Below are 22,264 nucleotides of genomic sequence, written 5' to 3'. Positions count from 1 at the left end.
GCGATGAGATGGGAAGGCAACGAACAATCCGACAACGTCGAAGACCGCCGCAGCGGCGGGGGCGGTGGCGGCGGCTTCATCGGTGGGCGGAGCATCGGCATCGGCACCATCGCGGTCGCGCTGATCGCGGGCTGGATCTTCGGCATCAACCCGCTCACGGTGCTGAGCCTGCTGAGCGGGGGCGGCCCGGAACAGGCGCAGGTGCAGCAACAGCAACAAGGCCCCGCGCCGAAGCCGCCGGCCGCCGACCGCGAGGCGGCCTTCGTCTCGACCGTGCTGCGCAACACCGAGGTGGTGTGGAGCGACATCTTCCGCCAGAACGGCGGCACCTACCAGGCGCCGCGGCTGGTGCTGTTCCGCGGCGCCACGCCCACCGCCTGCGGCACTGGCGAGTCGGCCATGGGCCCGTTCTACTGCCCCGGCGACAAGAAGGTCTACATCGACCTGTCGTTCTACGACACGCTCAAGAATCAGCTCGGCGCGCCGGGCGAATTTGCGCAGGCCTACGTGATCGCGCATGAGGTCGGCCACCACGTGCAGGACGAGCTCGGCATCACCGCCAAGGTCGACGGCATGCGGCGGCGAATGAGCCAGTCGCAGAACAACGCCCTGAGCGTGCGCGTCGAGCTGCAGGCCGACTGTTTCGCGGGCATCTGGGCCCACCATTCGCAAGAGTCGAAGAAGTGGCTCGATCCCGGCGACATCGAGGCCGCGATGAACGCTGCGCAGAAGATCGGCGACGACGCGCTGCAGCGCTCGGCGGGCCGCGCGGTGGTGCCCGACAGCTTCACGCACGGCTCCAGCGCGCAGCGCCAGAAGTGGTTCGGCACCGGTTTCCAGACCGGTGATGTGAAGTCGTGCGACACCTTCAATGCCCGGACGCTTTGATCGAAGCGGCGTAAAGGTGCATCAACACTTGGTATAACGCTATGAAATAAATAGCAACGCGCGCCTTGCGGGCGTTGTCACCGAGTCTTCACTGCCATTTTTTGCGGCAATGCGACAATAGCGGGCTTAATGACAAGCTCCTTCTCCAACCTCATGCTGGCGGATTCGCTGGCGCGCGCCGTAGCCGAAATGGGCTACGAGACCATGACCCCGATCCAGGAACAGGCCATTCCGGTCGTGCTTTCAGGCCAGGACGTGATGGGTGCTGCGCAAACCGGCACCGGCAAGACCGCTGCGTTCACGCTGCCCTTGCTGCAGCGCATGCTCAAGCACGAGAACGCGTCCACCTCGCCCGCACGGCATCCGGTGCGTGCGCTGGTGCTGCTGCCCACGCGCGAACTCGCCGACCAGGTGGCCCAGCAGGTCAAGCTGTACGCCAAGTACACCAACCTGCGCAGCACGGTGGTGTTCGGCGGCATCGACATGAAGCCGCAGACGCTCGAGCTCAAGAAGGGCGTCGAGGTGCTGGTGGCCACGCCGGGCCGGTTGCTCGACCACATCGAGGCCAAGAACACGGTGCTCAACCAGGTCGAGTACGTGGTGCTCGACGAGGCCGACCGCATGCTCGACATCGGCTTTCTGCCCGACCTGCAGCGCATCCTGAGCTACCTGCCCAAGCAGCGCACCACGCTGCTGTTCTCGGCCACCTTCTCGCCCGAGATCAAGCGGCTCGCCGGCAGCTACCTGCAGAACCCCGTCACCATCGAGGTGGCGCGGCCGAACGAAACAGCGTCGACCGTCGAGCAGCGCTTCTTCAGCGTGAGCGACGACGACAAGCGCCGCGCGCTCAAGCAGATCGTGAAGCAGCGCGGCATCACGCAGGCCTTCGTGTTCGTCAACAGCAAGCTCGGCTGTGCGCGCCTGGCCCGTTCGCTCGAACGCGATGGCCTTCGCACCACCGCGCTGCACGGCGACAAGAGCCAGGACGAGCGCCTGAAGGCGCTGGCTTCGTTCAAGGCCGGCGAGGTCGACCTGCTGGTGTGCACCGACGTCGCGGCGCGCGGCCTCGACATCAAGGACGTGCCGGCGGTGTTCAACTTCGACATCCCGTTCAACGCCGAAGACTACGTGCACCGCATCGGCCGCACCGGCCGTGCCGGCGCGTCGGGCCTGGCAGTCAGCTTTGCAAGCGGCGGCAACGATGCGCGCCTGGTGGCCGACATCGAGAAGCTGATCAAGAAGAAGATCGAACTCGAGGCGATGGAGTTCGAGGAAGACCATCCACGCGGCCGCATCAACGACGGCCGCCGCCACTGGCGCGAAGAGGGCGAGGCCGGCGATGCACGCGACGTGCTCGACCAGCCGCGCGAACAACGCAGCAGCACCCTCGGAGGCGATGCACGCCGCGGCGGCGCTGGCCGTCCGCACCGCGCGTCTGCACCGCGCGATCCGTTCTTCGACAAGCCCTACGAACCGGGCGAGCGCGAGGCCGCACCCGCCTGGGAAGCGGCCGCCAAGGCCGCACCGTCGCGCGGCATCTCGAGCAACATCAAGTCCAAGCGCAAGGTGCCGGCGCTGTTCAAGAGCGCCGAGCCGAGCTGAGCGCGAGCAGCCGGCCCCGCTGCCGGCTCAACCGGGCTTCTGCGCCTGTTCGCACTTCACCTGGATCAGCTCGCGCTCGTCCAGCGTGGCACCGATCCGCACCGCGCTGAGGCAGCCGCCCCAGACGCAGCCGGTGTCGGTGGAAAGCAGGTCGGGTCGCGACAGCCAGCCCAGCGTCGACCAATGGCCGAATGCGATCGTCACATCGGCGGTCTTGCGCCCCGGCACGTCGAACCACGGCATGAGGCCCTCGGGCGCGGAGGCCGCGTTGTCGGCGCTCTCGAAATCCATCATGCCGTCGGCCGAGCAGAAACGCAGCCGCGTGAGCGCATTCACCACCACGCGCAGCCGGGCGTTGCCCGTGAGCGCATCGCGCCAATGGTCGGGCGCGTTGCCGTACATGTCGAGCAGGAACTCGCCGAGCGCGGGCCCCCGCAGCACCGATTCGAGTTCGGCCGCGAGCGCCAGCGTGTCGCCGACGGTCCACTGCGGCAGCACGCCCGCATGCACCATGAGCAGCTCGCCGCCGCCGATCTGCATGTGCAGCGCCATGTGCTGGCGGCGCAGCCAGTCGAGCATTGCCTCGCTGTCGGGCGAAGCGAGCAGGCCGGCCAGCGTGTCCTTGCGGCCGGGCTTGCGCGCGCCGTGCGCCACGCCGAGCAGGTGCAGGTCGTGGTTGCCGAGCAGGCTCAGCGCGGAGGCGCCGTAGCCCTGCACCCGCCGCAGCACGGCGGCCGAGTCGGGGCCGCGGTTGACCAGGTCGCCCAGCAGCACGAGGGTGTCGCGGCTCGGGGAAAAGCCGATCTTGTCGAGCAGCCGCTGGAGGGCGTCGTCGCAGCCCTGTATATCGCCGATCAAGTAAAGTGCCATTTCCTCATTTTCACCCCCTGTACATGGATGTCTTGCTCCTGGCCATGCTGACGACGCTGAATGCGTTGTTCGCCATGTCCGAAATGGCCCTTTCCACCAGCCGGCGCGCGCGCCTCGCGGCGTTGGCCGAAACAGGGGATGCCGGCGCCGAGGCAGCGCTTCGGCTGATGGAGGAACCGACCCACTTTCTCTCGACGGTGCAGATCGGCATCACGTCGATAGGCATGCTCAGCGGCATCGTGGGCGAGGCCGCGTTCGCGGCGCCGCTCGCTGTGTGGCTCGCAGAACTCGGCATGGGCGAAGGCACGGCCAGCGTGGTGTCGACCGCGCTGGTGGTGACCGGCATCACCTTCTTCACCATCATCTTCGGCGAGCTGGTGCCCAAGCGCATCGGCCAGCTCTACCCCGAGCCGGTGGCACGCTGGGTGTCGCGGCCGATGCGCGGGCTCGCCAAGGGCGCGAAGCCCTTCGTGTGGTTGCTCGCGGGCGCCACGGCCACGGTGCTGAAGCTGCTGCGCATCGACGCCAATGCCGCGCGCTCGATGACCGAGGAAGAAATCTCCGCCAGCCTCGAGGAGGGCGTGGACGCCGGCGTGATCGAGCACCACGAGCACCAGATGGTGCGCAACGTGTTCCACCTCGACGACCGCCGGCTCTCGTCGCTGATGATCCCGCGCGCCGACATCGAATGGCTCGATGCCGCCGACACGGTGGCCGAGGCACTGCAGAAGGTGGCCGACGCGGGCGCGCTCAACCTCGTGCATTCGTGGTACCCGGTGTGCCGCAATTCACTCGACGACGTGGTCGGCGTGATCAGTGTGGCGCACCTGCTGCGGCTCGGCATCGACCATGCGGGCCGGCTCGGCGAAGAGGCTGCGCCGGCCGTGTTCGTGCCCGAGACGCTCACCGGCATGGAACTGCTCGAGCAGTTCCGCGAACGCGGCGGCCGCCTGGTGTTCGTGGTCGACGAATACGGCGTGGTGCAAGGCCTCATGACGCCGCGCGACATGCTCGAGGCGATCACCGGCGAACTGCAGCCCGGCGTCCTGACCGACGCCTGGGCGCATCAGCGGCCCGACGGCGTCTGGGAGCTCGACGGCCTCATGCCGGTGTCGGAGCTGCGCGCGCGCCTCGGCATCCGCGAACTGCCGGACGAGGAGCGCGGGCGCTACAACACCGTGGCGGGCTTGCTGATGTCGGTGTCGGGCCACCTGCCCGAAGCCGGCGAGGTCATCGACTGCGCAGGCTGGCAGTTCGAGATCACCGCCCTCGAGGGCCGCCGCATCGACCGGGTGCTGGCCATGCCCGAGAAGGCCTCCTAGAAAAACCATGAATCCGACCGAAGACATCTACACCGAGCCCCCCGCCGACCCCGACACGCTGGCCAACCTCGGCCCGCTGCGCGCGATGGCCGGCGTCTGGGAGGGCACGCGCGGCGTGGATGTGAAGCCCAAGCGCGAAGGCCCGAAGACGCAGGCGTATGTCGAGCGCATCGAACTGCAGCCGATCGACGCGCAGACCAACGGCCCGCAGCTGCTCTACGGGCTGCGATACCACACCTACATCCACAAGCCCGGGCTCACCAAGATGTACCACGACCAGGTGGGCTACTGGCTCTGGGAGCCGGCCACCGGCATGCTGATGCACACGCTGGCCATTCCGCGCGGCCAGGTCGCGATGGCGGTGGGCCAGGCCAAGGCCGACGACACGCGCTTCACGCTCAGCGCCGAGCGCGGCAGCCTGGTGAACGGCATCGTCTCGAACCCGTTCATCGAGCGCGCCTTCACCACCACGGCCTGGAACATCAGCGTGACGATCAACCCCGACGGCACCTGGTCGTACGACCAGGACACGATCATGCAGATCGCGGGGCAGGCCGAGCCTTTCCATCACACCGACCGCAACACGCTGACGCGGGTGGCGGGGCCGGGGCTCAATCCGCTGGCATTGGCCGCCGCAGCGCACTGAGGCAGGAAGGCAGGGCGCGGCGGCAGCCGCATCACATCGGGCTGGGCCCGTCCCACTCCACCCGGATCGGCCGCGCCAGCGGCCCGCCGCCTTGCTCGCGCATCCACTTCTGCGCGAATTCGCGCACTGTCTGCTCGGCATTCTTCTGCTGCGCCGCGAGGTACGCGGGGCTCGCGCCGCGCCGCGCGAGTTCGGGGCCGAGGTGGCGCAGGGCCTTCTCGCGGTTGGCGGGCGCCGCGGGCGAGAGCAGGCTCCGTTCGGTCGTGACGATCTCCATCGTCGATGTGTCGAAGCCCACGGGCGCCTGCAACTCCAGCGGCGGCACCGTGAGCCGGTAGTGGTCGCCGCGGGGCTCGAGGCGCCATTCGGCCGCGAGCGGAATGCGGTAGACGTAGCGGGCCTGCACGCGCACGCGCGAAACGGTGCGCGGCAGCCGGCTGCAGTCGAGGAGCGGGCATTCCCACGAGGTCTGCCAGCCGAACTCCTCGGCCTTGGCCATCTCGCTGACCTGCAGGTGGCCGCCCGGCGTGCGGATCAGTTCGATCTTGGCCGGGTCGAGCAGATGCACATGCTGCCCGGTCGTGCCGCCGAGCGTCGACGACAGCCGCAGCCAGCCGCCGATCACCGCGGCCGCAAGGGCACCACCGAGGACGAAGGCCGCGACGGTCCGCTGGCCCGTCGTCATCGCCATCAGGCCGCGGGCGCGACCGACGCGCCCTGGATGCCGTGCCTGTGCAGCGCCTCGGCCACGAAGCCGCTGGCCTTCATTTCTTCGACGAACGCGGCGAGCGCGCCGGCCGCCGGCTCGCCGCGGCGCTTGGGCACGCCCATGGCCTGCTGGATCACCATGAAGCGCCCTGGCAGCAGGCGCAGGCCGGGGTGGCGGGCCTGGTCGGCCTCGAGCTGCTGCTTCACGCCGGCCGCGACCTCGAGGTCCTGGTCGAGGAAGGTCTGCACCACGGCGGGCGACGAAGGCGCGCGCACGATCTGCGCCTGCTTCAGTTCTCGCGTGAGGTAGAGGTCGTAGGCGCTGCCCTTGCCGACGGCCACGCGCATGCCCTCGCGATCGACCTCTTCGTTGCGCGTGAGCGCCGCGCCATCGCGCACGAGGTAGGCGCCCTCGATCAGCACATAGGCCGCGGTGAACGCGATTTCGGCGCCGCGCACCGGATCGATCGCGAAGAAGCCGATGTCGGCGCGGTCGGCGGCCACGGCCTCGACCGACTTGCCGGCGGTGTCGAACACCACCAGCTCGACCGGCACACCGAGCTGCGCGCCGAACGCGCGCGCGAGGTCGATCGACACACCGGCCGGCTCGCCGCTGGCGCTGTCGCGTCCGGCGAGGATCGGGTTGCCGAGGTTGATGGAGGCGCGCAGCACGCCGTTGGGCGCAAAGGCCTGGACGATGTCGGGGGTGGTGGACGAAGAGGGCATGGCCCCCATTCTGAATTCATTTCAGCCCCGCGTGCGCATCACCCCTCACCAGCTGAACTTCACCCCCACGCTCGCGTTGATGCCGCTCTTGATGCGCGCATCGCCGCCCGACGCCCAAAGCTTGCCGACCTCCCCGTACACGCTCATGGCCGGCGTGAGCTGCAGCGTGGCGCCCGCGGCCAGCTCGGTGCTGGTGCCGCCGGTGCGCGTGGCGATGTCGGTGGTGCCCGACGGCCCGACGAAGCGCGTCACGTCGGTGCCGTTGCTGCTGCGGTAGAGGTTGAGCCGCGCATAGGGCTGCAGTGGGCCGGCGGCGGTGGTGAGTTCGCCCTTGACCCGCACGCCCGCGCGCACCAGCCAGCCGCTGTGGCTGTCCTGCTGCACGAGCGCGCCGACGATGCCGGTGTCGTCGAGGCTGACGCGCTGGTGCACCAGTTGAAGCTGGGGCTCGATGGTCCATTGGGGCGAGAGTCGGAACGCCTGGCCGGCCTCGATCGAAGCCAGCAGGCTGTGGCCCTTGCCCGAACTCGCCGAGCCGAGCGTGGTGCTCGCGGTGTAGCGGTGGCGCCCGCCCTGCAGCACGCCGTCGACGTAGAGGCCGCCGTCGTTCTTCCAGGTTGCGTAGGCGCCCAGGTACTGGCTGCGCAGATCGTTGCTGCCGACGGCAAAGCCGTGCAGGCCGCGTGCGAAACCGTTCACGCGCTGGGTGCCTTCGAGCTGGCCGACATAGACACCGACGCGCCAGTTCGGATCGGCCCACAGATCGGTGCCGGTCTGGATGCCCGTGAGGTGCCCTTCGCTCGTGGGGCTCACGGTGCCGGCCTGGCCGATGGTGCGGTCGGTGCGGATGAGCCGGGCCCAGGCCTGGCGGTGGCTTGGCTGCCCGGGCGCACCCGCGCTGCTGCTGCTTACGCCCATCACGCCGTCGTCGCCCACGCGCTGGTGCAGGTTGCCCACCATCGCGAGGTTGCCCTGGCGGAACTGCTCGGGCAGTGCCGCGAGCAATGGCACCTCGACGCGGTAGGTGGGAATGGTCACGCCACCGATGGCGCCGGGCGTGGTGCCGCCGGGGCTGGTGCGCGGCGGGCTCGGTTCTTCGCTCGGCGGCGGTGCGGGAGGGGCTGGCGGTCCCGGCGGTCCGGGGGGCGGCGGTGGGGGCGGTGGCGGTGGTGGCGGCGGCACGGTGACGCCCGAGCGCAAGTACCAGTTCTCGCCTGCGCCGGCCGCATCGGCCGCATGCAGCCGGTATTCGTAGGCGCCTGCATCGACATGACCGCCGGCCAGCACGAAGGCGTCGCGCGTGGTCTGGGCGGTGGTGGTGGCGCCGTTCATCGCGGTCACCACCTCGATGCCGTTGCCGGTGGTCAGCGCGCCGAGGCCCGCGCGGTTGGTGATCTGAATGGCGGTGGTGCCGCTCGCGATCGCGGTGCAGCCGCTCAGGATCAGCCGGTCGCTCAGGCTGTTGCTCGCGCCGAGCGCGGTGCCCAGGCGCAGCGTGCCGCCGTTGCCGACCCAGGGGCCCTGCACGGTGAGCGTGGCGCCCGGCGTGCCGCTCAGGAGCGAGACGACGCCGCTGTTGGTCATGGCGGCGACGGTCTGGCTGTGGCCCGCGAGGTCGAGCGTGGCGCCTGCATCGACCACGACCGCACTCGCCGGGCTCAGCGCGCCGGCCGTGCCCGCGCGCAGCGTGCCCGCCGCGACACGGGTGCTGCCGCTCAGGCTGTTGTTGGCCGCCGAGAGCGTCAAGGTGCCGGCACCGTCCTTCACGAGGCCGCCCGTGCCCACGATCGTGCCCGACCAGCCCATGGCGCGGCCCTGGGTGTCGATGGTGCCCGTGCCGCCCAATCGCAGCGCATTGGGCATGTCGATGCCGTCGGCGCCCGGGGCGATGCGGGCGCTCGAACCGACCTCGATGGCGATCGCGCCCTGCAGCGATGAACCCGCATTCACCGTCAGGCTGTTGCTGTTGCCGCCCGTGAACTGCACCGCCGGCGCACGCGTCAGGCCGTCGCCGCCGAGGCCGCCGGCAATGGTGCCGCTGTTCGCGATGGCCAGGTTCGCACCCGTTGCGCCCGCGCCACCGGCACCGGGGGCACCTGCCGCGCCGCCGTTGCTGCTGGCGCCGCCGAGGCCGCCCGCACCGCCGGCGATGGTGCCGCTGTTGTCGATCGCCGCGCCGGCGCCGACCGACCGGAGCCCGGCGCCGCCGTCGCCGCCGCTGCCCGGTGCGCCGGAGCCACCCGCGCCTCCGCCGCCGGCACCACCCGCGCCACCGACGCCGCCCGTGATCTGGCCGGTGTTGTGGACGCTGGCGGCCGCGCTGCCGTCGAGCGTGAGCCCGTGGCCGCCCGCGCCCCCGCCGCCGCCCGAGGCATTGCTGCGCGCCGGCAGCAGCTCGGCGCCGCCCGCGCCGCCGGCGCCTCCGAGCATGCTGCCGCTGTGGGTGAATGCGGTGCCCGCGGTCGCGGTGCGCAGGAGGAACCCGCTGCCGCCACTGCCGCCGCCGCCCGCTTGCGAAAAGGCGTTGCCGCCGTCGCCGCCCGCACCGCCGGTCGAAGTGCCCGCGGCAACGTGCGCCGCCAGCGGATCGAGCAGCGTCGCGCCATGGCCGCCGGCACCGCCGCCGCCCGCGGCCCAGTACCCGTTGCCGCCGGTACCGCCCGCGCCGCCCGTGTGGCTGCCGATCGAGGCCGGGCTGGCCGCACCCATGGCCAGGCCGATGGCCCCGCCACCGCCGCCGCCGCCATAGCCGTTTCCGTGGCCGAAGCCGCCGGTGTGCGATTCGCCTGCTGCGCCGTCGTCGCCCTGCAGCGCGCCCGGCATCACGAGAGTGGCACCGGTCCCCGCGGCGCCGCCCGCGCCCGCAGTGGCGCCGGCGAAGCTGCCCACGTTGGCGCTCGAACCGGCCATGCCGCCGGCATCGGTCGATGCGCCGCCGTCGCCGCCCTGTGCGCCCAGGTTGCTATCGTTGAACCCGCCTGCGCCGCCGCTGCCGTCGCTGCCACCCGCGCCGGCGTGCAGCCTGGGGTCGCCCTGCGGTTCGCCGCCCGCACCGCCGGCCGCGATGCCCGCGCCGCTGCCGAGCAGCAGCACCGAGATGGCAACGGCGCGCGCACCAGCCGAACGGGCGTGCCCGCGCGCGCTCTCGGGGGCGGCCACGTACGTGCCCAGCGTGGGGTTCCAGAGACTCCTGAAGATCTTGTTCATGGCGTTACCTTTGTCGCGTGTTGTTTCCGTGGTGCAGGGGCCCTGCATGACCCGGTCCGCAACAGGGCCGGGCAGGGTCTGCCACCGTGGACCCACTGTAGGAATTGCCCCGTGCGCGGTCATGAGCCGTGCGCCCCTTGCGCAGGGAGACAAGCGTCACGCCCGCCGGGCCCGGGGCCCATGACAAAGCGCCTGCCGGACGGTTTGCTCGCTGCCTCGTCCTACAGGCGCGGCGCGGCGCTGCCCCGAGGATTCGGTGCATGAGCAGATCGATACTTGTGTGCCTGGGCGCGGCCGCGTGCTGGGCCGTCACCACCGCCGCGGTGGCCGAACCTCTGAAGCTGCCTGTGGACAGCGACGAGAAGGGCACGGTCTACATCGCGCCCAACATCAAGCCGACCGAGACGTCGGCCGTCACCCATGGCGCCACCGTGGGCGTACAGCGGCCTGACGGCAGCGGCACCTACATCGGCACCGACACTTCGATGCCCAAGCCGGTCTACTCGCTCGGCGCGAGCACGGGCGGCGACCTGTCACTCTCGGGTGGCGTGTCTTCGGATGGCAAGAGCAACAACGGCGTCAAGGCCGGCGTCACCATCAAGTACTGACCCCGCGGGTCAGACCATCGTGGCGTAGACGATGAAGCCCTCGTGCGCGGCCACCTTGTCGTAGAGCGCGCGGCCGGCGCTGTTGGTGGTGTGGGTCTGCCAATAGACGCGGTGCGCGCCCGCGTGCTGCACCTGCGCGTACACGCCTTCGATCAGTTGCCGGCCCACGCCGCGCCCGCGCTCCGACGCGCGCGTGAACAGGTCCTGCAGGTAGCAGTTGGGTTCGATGCGCGTGGTGCTGCGGTGGAACAGGTAGTGGACCAGTCCCACGAGCTCGCCATCGCGCTCGGCCACGAGCGCATGCACCGGCTCGTAGGCATCGAAGAAGCGCTGCCAGGTGACGCGCGTGATCTCGTCGGGCAGCGCGGTCGGGCCCTCGCGTCCGTAGAACGCGTTGTAGCCGTCCCAGAGCGGCTTCCAGGCCGCGAAGTCCTCGGGCACGGGCGGGCGGATCAGGAGCGAAGATGAAGGCGTGGTCATGGTGGTCGCACGTTGAATGATGTCAACGCGCGATTGCACCACGGCCGGCGCTCAGTGGGTGTGGAAGAAGCCGGCGAGCGCCGCTTCGGGCAGTTGCCCGCGCAAACCGATGGCGACCACGGCGGCCTGCGCATCGCGTGGCGCGGGCGCACGGCGCACGCTGCCGTGGCGGCCGGCGAATTGCACTTCGGACCATTCGTCGCCTTCGGCGCTGCTGAGGCCGGTGCGCAGCCACCCCTTGAGCCGCAGCACGCCGGGCGGGATGTCGCGCAGCCATGCGCGCAGCGTGTCGGCGGAAATCGCCCCGGTGGGCTGCGCACTCCAGGTCTGGAACATGGCGCCGTGGTCGGGCGCGTGGTCATGGTCATGGTCATGGTCATGGCCGTGTGCAGGGCCATGCGCATGGTCGTCGCCACAGACGGCGCATGCCGCGGTGGCCGGCGCCGGCAATCCGGACAGCAACGCCAATGGAACCGCCGACTGCACGGCCTCGATGCGCGGCGTGCCTGGCGCGGTGGCTTCGGCCCAGGCGTGCGCGGCCGCGAGCGCGGCGGCGTCTGCGAGGTCGGCCTTGTTGACGACGACGAGATCGGCCGAGGTGAGCTGGCGCGCCAGCGTGTCGGCGAGCAGCGGGTCGCGCGACTGCTGCGCCACCGCGCTCGCATCGACCAGCACCACCACGGCTTCGAGGCTCAGTTCGGGCGCGGCCATGCCGATCTGCGCGATGCGCCAGGGGTCGGACACGCCGCTCGCCTCGATCACCACCGCATCGAAGGGCGTGACCGACTCGATCACCTGCACCAGTGCGCGGCCCAGGTCGTCGCCGATCTGGCAACAGACGCAGCCATTGGTCAGCGCGACCGTGTCGCCGTGTGTGGCGGCGATCAGGTCAGCATCGATGTTGAGTGCACCGAAGTCGTTGACCAGCACCGCCATGCGCAGGCCCTGGGCTTCGCGCAGCCAGCGGTTGAGCAGCGTGGTCTTGCCCGCGCCGAGGAAGCCCCCGACGACGGTGAGCGGAATGCGGCGTACCGCCGTCATGCCTCGAACACGCGGCCCGACAGCACGGTGCCCCAGATGCGCACGTCTTTCAGCGCCGACGGGTCGACCTCGAGCGGATCGTCCTCGAGCACGCAGAAGTCGGCGCGCTTGCCGCACTCGATGCTGCCGATCTCGCCGTCGAGCTTCAGGGTCCAGGCCGGGCCGAGCGTGATCGCGTGCAGCGCCTGCATCACAGTGAGCTTCTCGCTCTCGCCGAGCACGCGGCCCTTGGGCGTGATGCGGTTCACCGCACACCAGGCCGTGAACAGCGGCCCGAGCGGCGTGACCGGCGCATCGGAATGGATGGCGAGCGGCACGCCGGCCGCGAGCGCGCTGCCGCAGGCGTCGAGCCGGTGCGCCCGGTCGGGGCCCATGGTCATCTCGTAGTGCTGATCGCCCCAGTACCAGAGGTGGTTCGCGAACAGGTTCGCGCTGAGGCCGAGCACGGCCATGCGGCGGAACAGCGGCGCATCGATCATCTGGCCGTGCTGCAGCGTGTGGCGGTGGTCGCGCCGCGGCGCGCGCGCGAGCACGCGCTCGATGGCGTCGATGGCCGCTTCGCTGGCCTCGTCGCCGTTGGTGTGGGTGTGGATGGTGAGGCCGGCGCGGTGGTAGGTCTCGAAGTCGGTCTCGTACTGCGCGGGCGCCGTGACCCAGATGCCGTTGGGCGCGCCGTTGAAGTGCCCGGGCCAGCGCAGCCGCGCCGAGAAACCCTGGATCGAGCCGTCGAGCATCATCTTCACGAGGCCGTAGCGCAGGCGGTCGGTGTTGCGCTCCATCAGCGTCTTGACGTGCTCGGCGCCGGCCGGCGCCGCATGCGTGCCGTGGAAGGCCTGGAACGCGGGCAGCAGGCGGATCGACACGCTGTCGTCCGCGAGCGCGCGTTCGAGCACCTGCACGTCGTTCTCGCTGAGCTTGTTGACGAGGTCGGTCGCCGTGGTCACGCCTTGGCGGCAGGCCAGCCGTGCGAACGAGCGCACGCCGGCTTCGGTCATGGGTGCGAGCAGGCCGGCGTTGTTGATCTTGCGCAGCACCAGGAACATGGCGGCGGGTTCCTGCAGCTCGCCCGTGGGCTCGCCGGCCTTGGCGTGGCCGGCTGCGAACTTGACGACGCCCTCGACATCGCCACCTTCACCGGTCAGGCGCGTGATCCCGGCCACCTTCAGCATCGCGCTGTTGGCGTTCATGAGGTGGCCGTTGGCATGCGAGATCACGATCGGCCGCGTGGCGCTCGCGCGGTCGAGGTGCTCGACCGTCATGCGCTCGCCGCCGAAATAGATCGGATCGAACCCCCAGGCGATCAGCGGCTCGGTCTCGGGCACGCCCTCGGCCGCCAGGCGCGCGGCGACCTCGGCCAGCCGCGCGACCACTTCGTCCATCGAGCGCAGGCCGGCCCAGATCTTTCCGTCGGGATCGCGCCGGTCGAACCAGCCGGTGTACGTCCACTCCCACATGCTGCCTTCCTTGAGGTGGCAGTGGCCCTCGACCAAGCCCGGCATCAGCACCTTGTCGGCGAAGCGCTCGTCGAGCGTGTAGTCGCCCCATTCGGCGCAGCGCGCCAGGTCGCCGACGGCAAGGATGCGGCCTTCGCGCACCGCCACGTGCGTGGCGCGCGGTTGCATGGGGTTCATGGTGAGGATGCTGCGGGCGGCGTAGACGGTGGTCTGGGTCATGGCAGTGAAGGAGTGGGGATGGTTGCTAGGTTGTATGTTCGGCCAGCTCGCGCCGCATGCGGCGCAGCGACCATTCGAAAGCCAGGCGGCGGATCGGTTCGGGCGGAATGAAGCCCGGCCGGCTGCGCTGCAGCGTCTCGTCGAGCAACGGCGAGCGAACGCCCGCTGCATGGTCCGCCAGCAGGCTGCCGAGCGCCGTCATCTTCAGGATGCCCGAGGCGTTGCAGCCGGCCACCGCATGCAGGCCCTCGGCGAGCTGGCGCACGATCGGCGCATCGTTGCGCGTCATGCCGACCGCGCCGCCCCAGGCATGCTCGAAGACATCGGCGGGCAGGCCCGGGTAGCGTTCGCGCAGGCCGGCCTGCAGCATCGTGCGCACCTGTTCGGGCGCGAGCTCGTGCTTGTACGAAAAGCCCAGGCGCAGCATGTAGCGCCGGCCCCCCACCTTGCGACTGGTGGCCTCCAGGCGCTCGACCGGCGTCACGCCCCATTCGGCCGCGCCGCCCAGTGCCGCGGCCTCGCTGTCGCTGAGGGCGCGCGTGAGCCCGGCATAGGTGAAGACGGCAAGTTGGCGCGAGGCGGCATGGCCGAAGCCGGGCAAATCGGTGCCGACGCACAGCAAGACCTGGCGCGCGCGCACGCAATGCGGGCCGACCTGCAGTTCGTAGCCCTGGCGCTGCTGCAGGCCGCTCACGGGGCTGTCGGTGTACAGGGCCACGTTCGGCGGCAGCGTGTCGACGAGGCCGTGCACCAGCTCGGCCGGCTGCACCAGCGTGCAGTTGCGCAGCCCGAGCGCCGCGGTGTAGCGCGCGGTGCCGAGTTCGTCCTTGATCTCGCCGGGCGCGAGGCGGCGGTAGTGCACGCCGTGCGCGTCGAGCGTGCGCGTCAGGGCCTCGAGGTTCCGAGCACCCAGCGCCGTCGTGGCGGCCTTGTAGTGGCCGATGGCCTGCCAGCCGCAATCGATACTGCCGCCCTCGACGAGGGTGCGCAGGTGCTGCATGCCGTGCGCGAGCAGTCGCGCCTGCCAATCGCGCATGGCAGGGTCGCTGCCGCTCGCGATCTTGGCGTAGGGCAGGTCGAGCATGAAGCCCGAGTTGCGGCCCGAGCTGCTTTCGGCAGGCTGGCCGGCGTCGAGCAGCACGATGCGTTCGTCGGGGTAGCGCAGCGCCAGCGCGCGAGCCGCGGCGAGTCCGGCGTAGCCGGCACCGACCACGGCGAAGCGCGCTTGCAGGTCGGCCTGCAGCGGCCCGCGCGGGGTTGCGCGGTGGCGTGCGATGGCGTTCCAGCCGCTCGGTGTGTGGTAGCGCCGCGGTGTGATCACGCTAGGCTGGGAGTTGCAGCGGGGCCACCGGCTGGCCGCCGACGCTCTCCACGCGCCGGCACCGCACCCAGTGATCCGGTGCCACTTCGCGCAGCGGCGGCAGCTCGGCCGCGCAGGCGGGCTCGGCCACCGGGCAGCGGCCGGCAAAGCGGCAGCCGGCCGGCGGGTTGATCGGGCTCGGCGGATCGCCCGTGAGCTTGATGCGCTGCGCGGCGCGCTGGCGTCCGCCGTGCACCGTCGGCACCGCCGACATCAGCGCCACGCTGTAGGGATGCAGCGGCCGCGCGAAGAACGCTTGGCGCGGTGCGCGCTCGACGATCTGGCCCAGGTACATCACCGCGATGTCGTCGCAGATGTGCTCGACCACGGCCATGTCGTGCGAGATGAACAGGTAGGTCAGGCCGAGTTCACGCTGCAGCCGTGCGAGCAGGTTCAGGATCTGCGCGCGGATCGCGATGTCGAGCGCCGACACCGGCTCGTCGCAGACCACGAGTTCGGGCTGCGTGGCGAGTGCGCGCGCGATGTTGATGCGCTGGCGCTGGCCGCCCGAGAACTGGTGCGGAAACAGGTGCTGCTGCTCGGGCCGGAGGCCCACCTGCATGAACAGCTCGGCCACGCGTGCATCGCGCTCGGCCGGCGTGCCGATGCCCATGAGGTCGAGCGGCGCGCGCACCGCTGCGCCGGCACGCTCGCGCGGATTGAGCGAGGAGTACGGGTCCTGGAAGATGATCTGCAGCCGCCGGCGCGCCTGCCGCAGCGCCTCGCCCTCGAGCTTGCCGAGGTCGGTGTCGCCGAGGCGGATATGCCCGGCCGTGACCGGCGACAGCCGCATCACGGCCAGCGCGGTGGTGGTCTTGCCCGAGCCCGATTCGCCGACCACGGCGAGCGTGCTGCCGCGGCGCACCGTGAACGAGACGCCGTCCACGGCCTTGACCACCTCGGGCGGCTTGAACCAGCCGGACCGGGCGCGCGGAAAATGCACTTGCAGGTCGTCGACCTGTAGCAACGTGTCTGGGGTCATCGCGTTCATGCCACCACCTCTTCTGCATGCAGCCAACAGGCCGCGCCGTGCGGCGTGGCCTCGTCAGCGCCGAGTTCGAACATGGGCGGCACCTCGCTCGCGCAGCGCGGCATCGCATGCGGGCAGCGCTCGCGGAACGCGCAGCCGTGGCCCAGCTCCCAGATCGAGGGCACCACGCCGTCGATCTCGGCGAGGTCGTCGCGCCGCCCCCCGATGCTGCTGCCGAGCTCGGGCAGGCAGCCGATCAGCCCGCGCGTGTAGGGATGGCCCGGCGCGCCGAGCACCTGTTCGCAGCTGCCCTGTTCGATCACGCGGCCGGCATACATCACCATCACGCGGTCGGCCATCTCGGCCACCGCGCCCATGTCGTGCGTGATCAGCAGGATGGCCGTGCCCTTCTCGCGCTGCAGGTCGCGCAGCAGGTCGAAGATCTGGGCCTGCACCGTCACGTCGAGGGCGGTGGTCGGTTCGTCGGCGATCAGGATGTCGGGCCGGCAGGCCAGCGCCATCGCGATCATCACGCGCTGGCGCATGCCGCCCGAGAGCTGGTGCGGGTATTCGTGCACGCGCCGCTCGGGCGCCGGAATGCCGACCTGCTGCAGCATCTCGATGGCGCGCTGGTGCGCCGCGTTGCCGTCGAGGCCGGCATGCAGCCGCAACGATTCGGCGATCTGCTCGCCCACGGTGAACACCGGGTTCAGCGAGGTCATGGGCTCCTGGAAGATCATCGAGATGCGGTTGCCGCGCACCTGGCGCATGCGATCGGTGCTCGCGGCCACCAGGTCTTCGCCCTGGAACAGCACACGCCCGCCGCTGATGCGGCCCGGCGGCGACGGAATGAGCCTGAGCAGCGCCAGCGCCGTCATGCTCTTGCCGCAGCCCGATTCGCCGACCACGCAGAGCGTCTCGCCGGCACGCAGTTCGAAGTCGACGCCGTTGAGCACCATGGCGCGGCCGCGGCGGCCGCTGAATTCGACGCGCAGGTCGTTCACCTGCAGCAATGCAGCTTCTTGTGTCATCAGCGTTCCCTCAGTTTGGGGTTGAGGGCGTCGTTGAGGCCGTCGCCGATCAGGCTCACGGCCAGCACGGTGATGAAGATCGCCGCACCCGGGAAGAGCACGGGCCACCAGGCGCTCAGCACGTACTGCCGCGACGAGCCGATCATCAGGCCCCAGCTCATCTGGTTGGGGTCGCCCAGGCCGAGGAACGACAGGCCGGCCTCGAACAGGATGGCCGCGCCGATCGCCAGCGTGGCCGACACCACCAGCGGCGGCAGTGCGTTGGGCATGATCACTTTCCAGATGATGCGCGCGTGGCGCGCGCCGATGGCGCGCTCGGCGCGCACGAACTCCAGCCCGCGGATCTTCAGGAACTCGGCGCGCGCGAGCCGCGCCGTCGAAGGCCAGCTCACGCTGCCGATCGCCAGCGTGACCGTGATCAGCGAAGGCGAGAACAGCGTGACCACCACCATCGCGAACAGCAGCGAGGGCAGCACCTGGAAGAACTCGGTCACGCGCATGAGCACCGCGTCGACGCGGCCGCCGTAGTAGCCCGCCATGGCGCCCAGCGTCACGCCGATGGTGACCGACAGCAGCGCGGCGATGGCGCCCACGGCCAGCGTGGCGCGCCCGCCGTGGATGATGCCGGTGAGCACGTCGCGGCCGAGCTGGTCGCTGCCGAGCCAGGCTTCTTCGGTGAAGGGCGGTGTCATCGGCGCCGTGATCATCTCGAACGGATCGGCCGGGTACACCCACGGGCCGACGATGGACACCAGCACGACGACGAGCAGGATCGCCATGCCGACGATGGCGGCCGGGTTGCGCATGAACATGCGCAATGCCTCGACGCCGGGATGTTCGACCTTGATGGTTTTGTTCATGAGGTCTTGATGCGTGGGTCGATCAGTCGGTAGCACAGGTCGGTGACCATGTTCATGACGATGACGACGATGGAGGAGAACAGCAGCACGCCGAGGATGGTCGGGTAGTCGCGCCGCAGCACCGAGTCGAAGGCCAGCCGGCCGAGTCCGGGCCAGTTGAACACCGTCTCGACCAGGATCGCGCCGGCCAGCACGTTGCCGAACTGCAGGCCCAGCACCGTGACCACCGGCAGCAGCGCATTGCGCAGCGCATGCTTGTAGAGCACCACGCTTTCGGCCAGGCCCTTGGCACGCGCGGTGCGAATGTAGTCGGCACCGAGCACGTCGAGCATCGACGAACGCGCGAGGCGGCTGTACTGCGCGAGGTAGATCACGGCCAACGTGACCGTCGGCAGCACCAGGTGGTGCAGCACGTCGAGCATGCCGCCCCAGAAGCCGTCGACCGGATCGGGCGCGCGCATGCCCGAGACCGGCAGGATCGGCCACACCGATGCGAACAGCAGCACCAGCATGATGCCGGTCCAGAACACCGGTGCCGCGAAACCGACCAGCGACAGCACGGTGATCGCCTGCGACAACAGGCCATTGGGCTTGCGTGACGACAGAACGCCGAGCAGCGTGCCGAGCACGAAGGCCAGGACCACCGAACTCAGCACCAGCAGCAGCGTGGCCGGTACGCGCTCGAGGATCATCTGCGAGACCGGCAGGTTGAAGTAGTACGAGTAGCCCAGGTCGCCGCTGGCGACCTTGCCGAGGTAGATGCCCAACTGCGTGAGGAACGGGCGGTCGAGGCCGTACTGCTTGCGCAGGTCGGCCATGAGTTCGGGGCTCATGCCGCCCGAGGCGCCGGCGATGGTTTCGACCGGGTCGCCCGGCGCGGAATGCACCAGCACGAAGTTCAGGACCACGACCGCCAGGACCAGCAGCAGGCCCTGGATCAGTCGGGAAGCGAGGAGGCGGAGGAAAGCCATCGTGGCGGCGCCGTTGTCGTTGTTGTCGTCGTCGTGGTGGTGGTCGCCGCGCCTACTTCAGGAACACCTCGTCGTACGGCGAGGCCGGGCCCCAGATGGTCGTCGGCACGTTGGCCACGTTCTTGCGCGTGACCGTGTGGTAGGGCGAATCGTTGATGAAGATGATCGGCACTTCGTCGGTCACGATCTTCTGGAACGTGGCGTAGTAGGCCTTGCGCTTGGTCGGGTCGAGCAGCGTGCCGGCGGTGTTGAGCAGCTCGTCGACCTTGGGGTTGGCGTACGACTGCGTGTTGGTCCAGATGATGGGCTTGATGTTGGTCGAGAGGTAGGTGCGGTGCACGCCGATCACCGGATCGCCCCAGTTGAACACCACGTCCATCGACATGTCGAAGTCGTGCGTGGCAAGGCGCTTGGCCCAGGCCGGGAAGTCGGCCGAGGCGCGCACCTCCACCGTGACGCCGATCTTCTTGAGCTGCGCGCGCACGTACTCGGCCACGTTCTTCTGCTGGTCGTCGTTGCCCGGCAGGTAGTCGATGGTCAGCTTGAGGCGTTCGCCGCCGTTGCCGGGTTTCAGGCCCGCTTCGTCGAGCAGCGCGGCGGCCTTCTTCAGGTCGAGCGGGTAGCGAACCAGGTCGTCGGTCGCGAACGGGCTGCTCGCCACGATCGGGCCGTCGGCCGGCGTTGCGAAACCGCCCATCAGTGCTTTGGTGATGAACTTCTTGTCGATGGCATAGGCGATGGCCTTGCGCACGCGCACGTCGTTGAGCGGCTTCTTTGCTGTATTGAAGGCAAGCCAGTTGAGGGCGCCGATGCCCTCGTAGCCCTTGTTGGTCAGCGCAATGTCGGTGCTGTTCTTGAGCCGCCGGAGTTCGGGAGAGGTCGAGAGGTAAGGGAACATCTGAATGTCGCCGCGCTCGAGGCTCAGGATGATGCTCGCGGCATCGGGCACGATGTTCAGCACGACCTTGTCGAGGTAGGGCTTGCCGGGCAGGAAGAACTTGTCGAAGCGCTCCATCACCACGCGCCGGCCGGCCTGGAACTCGACGAGCTTGAACGGTCCCGAGCCGACCACGTCGTTGCTGTTGCGCGGATGGTTCTTCAGGTCGGTGCCGTCGCCGTAGATGTGCTTGGGCAGGATCGGCGCGAGCGCGGGGCTCATGGCCAGCAGGATCGCCGGGTGCGGCGTGCTCATGCGGATGATGGCCGTGTGCGCATCAGGCGTGTCGACCTTCTCGACCGGCGCCAGCATGGTCTGGAACGGATGGTTGGCCTTGATCGCCATGATCGAGAACGCCACGTCGGCCGAGGTCACGGGCTTGCCATCATGGAACACCGCGTTCTTGCGCAGGTTCAGCGTGAGCGACATGCCGTCGTCGGCGAGCTTCCACGACTCGGCGAGGTAAGGCTGCGGATTCCACTTGTCGTCATAGCGCAGCGGGCTCGCGAACAGCTGCGCCGACGGGATCGCCGTGGCCGTGCCCGACTGGACCGCGCCGTTCAGGTGACGCGGCACCTGGGTGTAGCCGACCACCAGCGTGCCGCCGCGCTTGGGTTCCTGCGCAACGGCCGGCAGGGGCACGAGCGCGCTGGCGCCGAGCAATGCCGCCGACAACAAGACACCGCGGCGATGGGATAGCAAATGGAACATGGATCGACCTCCTGGAACTTCTGTGGATTGGGACGCCCTTGCGGGCCGCACTCGACGATAGGCGCAGGTCGAGCGGGACCGAAGAGCCAACCGTAGCCAAGTTGAAGGGCCAGAAGGCACGGGTTTGCCCCGTTGTGTGGCGGTGCGATGCGCCACTTCGGTGAATGCACCTCGGCCGCGCGGCCGAGAGTGTCAACAACTACTTTTCGTCGCGCAGCCAGTACCACTTGTAAAGCATGCGCTGGCCGAGGCGGCGGAATGGCGCGAAGGCCGGCGACTCGACCAGCCCGAGCACGTTTGGAAAGGGCAGCGGCGAGCGGTAGATCGGCAGTTCGAAGACCTCGCGGCCCGCGTCCTTGCCCGCGATGCGCTCGGCCAGGCGCTTGCCGGCCCAGGTCGAGAACGAGACGCCGTTGCCGCCGTAGCCCACGGCATACCAGATCGACTTGTCGCTGTCGGGCTGCGCGATGCGCGGCATCATGTCGTGGCTCACGTCGACCCAGCCCCACCACGAGTAGTCGATGCGGATGCCCGCGAGCGGCGGGAACTTGCGCGCGATCGCATCGGTGAGCAGCTTTAGGTGCATCGGATGCTCGGCGTCGGCGCCGCTGACGGCGCTGCGGCTGCCGATCTGCAGCCGGTTGCCCTTGAGCAGCCGGTAATAGAAGCGCAGCGTGCGCGTGTCGGTCAGGAAGGTCAGCGACTTGAAGTTGGTGGCCTGCAGTTCCGACTCGGTCAGCGGCCGCGTGACCACCGAGTTCGAGAGGATCGGCATGATGCGGTTCTTCAGCGCCGGATTCAGCGCCTGGCCGGTGTAGCCGCCGGTGCATACCGCCACACGGCGCGCGCGCACCACGCCGCCGGGCGTGCGCAGGTGGTGCACGCCGTCGATCGTCTGCCAGCCCTGCACCGGGCTCGAGGTGTGCACCGTCACGCCGAGGCCGCGCGCCTTCTGCAATAGGCCGAAGGTGAACTTCAGCGGATGGATGCCCACCCCTTCGGGTTCGAACATGGCGCCGCAGGCCTCGCGCTCGTCGCAATAGTCGCTTCGCACCTCTTCGGCCGTGAGCATGCGCGTGCCGTAGCCGAACTGTTCGCGCATCAGGCGCGCCTCGGCTTCGAGCACCGGGAGCTTCTCGGGCCGGTGCGCCAGATAGAGATGGCCACCGTCGAAGGCATCGCAATCGATCTGGGTGGTGAGATGCTTGAAGTTCTCGAAGCCGCCGCGAATCTCGGCGTCGAGCCGCCGCGCGGTGTCGATGCCCCAGCGCTCGATCCATTGCGAACGCTTGAGCCGGCCGCTTGCGTTTTGCCCCTGGCCGCCGCTGCGGCTCGAGCAACCCCAGGCGGCCTGGTTGGCCTCGAGCACCGTGGCCCGGATGCCGTGCTCCTGCGCGAGATAGAGCGCGGTCGACATGCCCGTGGCACCCGAGCCGATGATGGCCACGTCGACGTCGATGTCGTTGTGCAGCGGGCCGTCGTCCTCGGGCGGCGTGCCGGCGCTTGCCACCCACCAGGTAGGCGCATAGGCGCGGCCCGCGCCCGGATCGGACGCGACCAGCGGGTCGTAGCGCGGGTCGTACGGCCGGCCCGTGGGCTGCGGTTCGGACGACGCCGGGGAGAACGCGGCAGTGCCGGAAGGCATGGTCATGG

At 69.8% G+C, this 22,264-nt stretch carries 19 protein-coding genes; 5 read left to right on the top strand and 14 right to left on the bottom strand.

Going from position 1 to position 22,264, the window contains the following annotated elements; all coding sequences use genetic code 11:
* The first annotated feature begins 3 nt into the window (after positions 1 to 3).
* Positions 4 to 888, top strand: coding sequence for a KPN_02809 family neutral zinc metallopeptidase (ypfJ, locus tag AC3A6G_RS03995; RefSeq protein WP_487864108.1), 885 nt, complete (start codon positions 4 to 6; stop codon positions 886 to 888).
* Between the two features lie 129 nt (positions 889 to 1,017).
* The gene (locus tag AC3A6G_RS03990; protein ID WP_487858335.1) at positions 1,018 to 2,490 is read left to right on the top strand and encodes a DEAD/DEAH box helicase; all 1,473 of its coding nucleotides are present in this window, start codon (positions 1,018 to 1,020) and stop codon (positions 2,488 to 2,490) included.
* Positions 2,491 to 2,517: 27 nt separating this feature from the next.
* Here the strand turns inward: AC3A6G_RS03990 and AC3A6G_RS03985 are convergent, their stop codons facing one another.
* Complete coding sequence (locus AC3A6G_RS03985) at positions 2,518 to 3,360, bottom strand: symmetrical bis(5'-nucleosyl)-tetraphosphatase (RefSeq protein ID WP_487873118.1); 843 nt, start codon at positions 3,358 to 3,360, stop codon at positions 2,518 to 2,520.
* A gap of 23 nt (positions 3,361 to 3,383) precedes the next feature.
* Here AC3A6G_RS03985 and AC3A6G_RS03980 point away from each other — a divergent pair, with 23 nt between their 5' ends.
* Together AC3A6G_RS03980 and AC3A6G_RS03975 are read left to right on the top strand one after the other, a co-directional pair.
* A complete protein-coding gene (locus AC3A6G_RS03980) occupies positions 3,384 to 4,682 on the top strand; it encodes a hemolysin family protein (RefSeq protein WP_487858333.1) in 1,299 nt (432 codons plus the stop codon).
* A gap of 7 nt (positions 4,683 to 4,689) precedes the next feature.
* The gene (locus AC3A6G_RS03975) at positions 4,690 to 5,328 is read left to right on the top strand and encodes an FABP family protein (RefSeq protein ID WP_487858332.1); all 639 of its coding nucleotides are present in this window, start codon (positions 4,690 to 4,692) and stop codon (positions 5,326 to 5,328) included.
* A gap of 31 nt (positions 5,329 to 5,359) precedes the next feature.
* On the opposite strand, the gene AC3A6G_RS03970 is transcribed toward AC3A6G_RS03975, so the two are convergent.
* From AC3A6G_RS03970 to AC3A6G_RS03960, 3 genes are read right to left on the bottom strand one after another with little or no spacing between them, the layout of a single operon-like run.
* Complete coding sequence (locus AC3A6G_RS03970; RefSeq protein ID WP_487873117.1) at positions 5,360 to 6,019, bottom strand: hypothetical protein; 660 nt, start codon at positions 6,017 to 6,019, stop codon at positions 5,360 to 5,362.
* Positions 6,019 to 6,762 (bottom strand): ABC transporter substrate-binding protein, encoded by a 744-nt coding sequence (locus AC3A6G_RS03965; protein ID WP_487873116.1) that lies wholly within the window; start codon positions 6,760 to 6,762, stop codon positions 6,019 to 6,021. Before AC3A6G_RS03965 ends, AC3A6G_RS03970 begins: the two co-directional genes overlap by 1 nt.
* A gap of 45 nt (positions 6,763 to 6,807) precedes the next feature.
* Entirely contained in the window at positions 6,808 to 9,969 is a 3,162-nt protein-coding gene (locus tag AC3A6G_RS03960; RefSeq protein ID WP_487873115.1) for an autotransporter outer membrane beta-barrel domain-containing protein, read from the bottom strand.
* 260 nt (positions 9,970 to 10,229) lie between these two features.
* Between AC3A6G_RS03960 and AC3A6G_RS03955 the strand changes: the two genes are divergently transcribed.
* The gene (locus AC3A6G_RS03955) at positions 10,230 to 10,577 is read left to right on the top strand and encodes a hypothetical protein (RefSeq protein WP_487858328.1); all 348 of its coding nucleotides are present in this window, start codon (positions 10,230 to 10,232) and stop codon (positions 10,575 to 10,577) included.
* A gap of 9 nt (positions 10,578 to 10,586) precedes the next feature.
* Here AC3A6G_RS03955 and AC3A6G_RS03950 read toward each other — a convergent pair whose 3' ends face one another.
* The 10 genes from AC3A6G_RS03950 to AC3A6G_RS03905 form a co-directional block, all read right to left on the bottom strand.
* Positions 10,587 to 11,057 (bottom strand): N-acetyltransferase family protein, encoded by a 471-nt coding sequence (locus tag AC3A6G_RS03950; RefSeq protein ID WP_487858327.1) that lies wholly within the window; start codon positions 11,055 to 11,057, stop codon positions 10,587 to 10,589.
* A gap of 51 nt (positions 11,058 to 11,108) precedes the next feature.
* Complete coding sequence (locus tag AC3A6G_RS03945) at positions 11,109 to 12,098, bottom strand: CobW family GTP-binding protein (protein WP_487873114.1); 990 nt, start codon at positions 12,096 to 12,098, stop codon at positions 11,109 to 11,111.
* Entirely contained in the window at positions 12,095 to 13,771 is a 1,677-nt protein-coding gene (locus AC3A6G_RS03940) for an amidohydrolase (RefSeq protein WP_487873113.1), read from the bottom strand. The genes AC3A6G_RS03945 and AC3A6G_RS03940 overlap by 4 nt, the downstream gene beginning before the upstream one ends.
* 25 nt (positions 13,772 to 13,796) lie before the next feature.
* The gene (locus tag AC3A6G_RS03935; protein ID WP_487873112.1) at positions 13,797 to 15,092 is read right to left on the bottom strand and encodes an NAD(P)/FAD-dependent oxidoreductase; all 1,296 of its coding nucleotides are present in this window, start codon (positions 15,090 to 15,092) and stop codon (positions 13,797 to 13,799) included.
* A gap of 1 nt (position 15,093) precedes the next feature.
* A complete protein-coding gene (locus tag AC3A6G_RS03930) occupies positions 15,094 to 16,122 on the bottom strand; it encodes an ABC transporter ATP-binding protein (protein ID WP_487858323.1) in 1,029 nt (342 codons plus the stop codon).
* Complete coding sequence (locus AC3A6G_RS03925) at positions 16,119 to 17,132, bottom strand: ABC transporter ATP-binding protein (RefSeq protein ID WP_487858322.1); 1,014 nt, start codon at positions 17,130 to 17,132, stop codon at positions 16,119 to 16,121. Before AC3A6G_RS03925 ends, AC3A6G_RS03930 begins: the two co-directional genes overlap by 4 nt.
* Positions 17,132 to 17,992 (bottom strand): ABC transporter permease, encoded by an 861-nt coding sequence (locus tag AC3A6G_RS03920; protein ID WP_487858321.1) that lies wholly within the window; start codon positions 17,990 to 17,992, stop codon positions 17,132 to 17,134. The genes AC3A6G_RS03925 and AC3A6G_RS03920 overlap by 1 nt, the downstream gene beginning before the upstream one ends.
* Complete coding sequence (locus tag AC3A6G_RS03915; protein WP_487873111.1) at positions 17,989 to 18,963, bottom strand: ABC transporter permease; 975 nt, start codon at positions 18,961 to 18,963, stop codon at positions 17,989 to 17,991. Before AC3A6G_RS03915 ends, AC3A6G_RS03920 begins: the two co-directional genes overlap by 4 nt.
* 52 nt (positions 18,964 to 19,015) lie before the next feature.
* Positions 19,016 to 20,611 (bottom strand): ABC transporter substrate-binding protein, encoded by a 1,596-nt coding sequence (locus tag AC3A6G_RS03910; RefSeq protein WP_487873110.1) that lies wholly within the window; start codon positions 20,609 to 20,611, stop codon positions 19,016 to 19,018.
* A 199-nt stretch (positions 20,612 to 20,810) separates the two neighbouring features.
* Entirely contained in the window at positions 20,811 to 22,256 is a 1,446-nt protein-coding gene (locus AC3A6G_RS03905; protein ID WP_487873255.1) for an NAD(P)/FAD-dependent oxidoreductase, read from the bottom strand.
* Positions 22,257 to 22,264: the final 8 nt, after the last annotated feature.

It is taken from the genome of Variovorax sp. Soil_C_26 (genome assembly GCF_057657075.1).
Note: the sequence above shows the minus strand (reverse complement) of the source record. Positions and strands in the feature narration are given on the sequence as shown.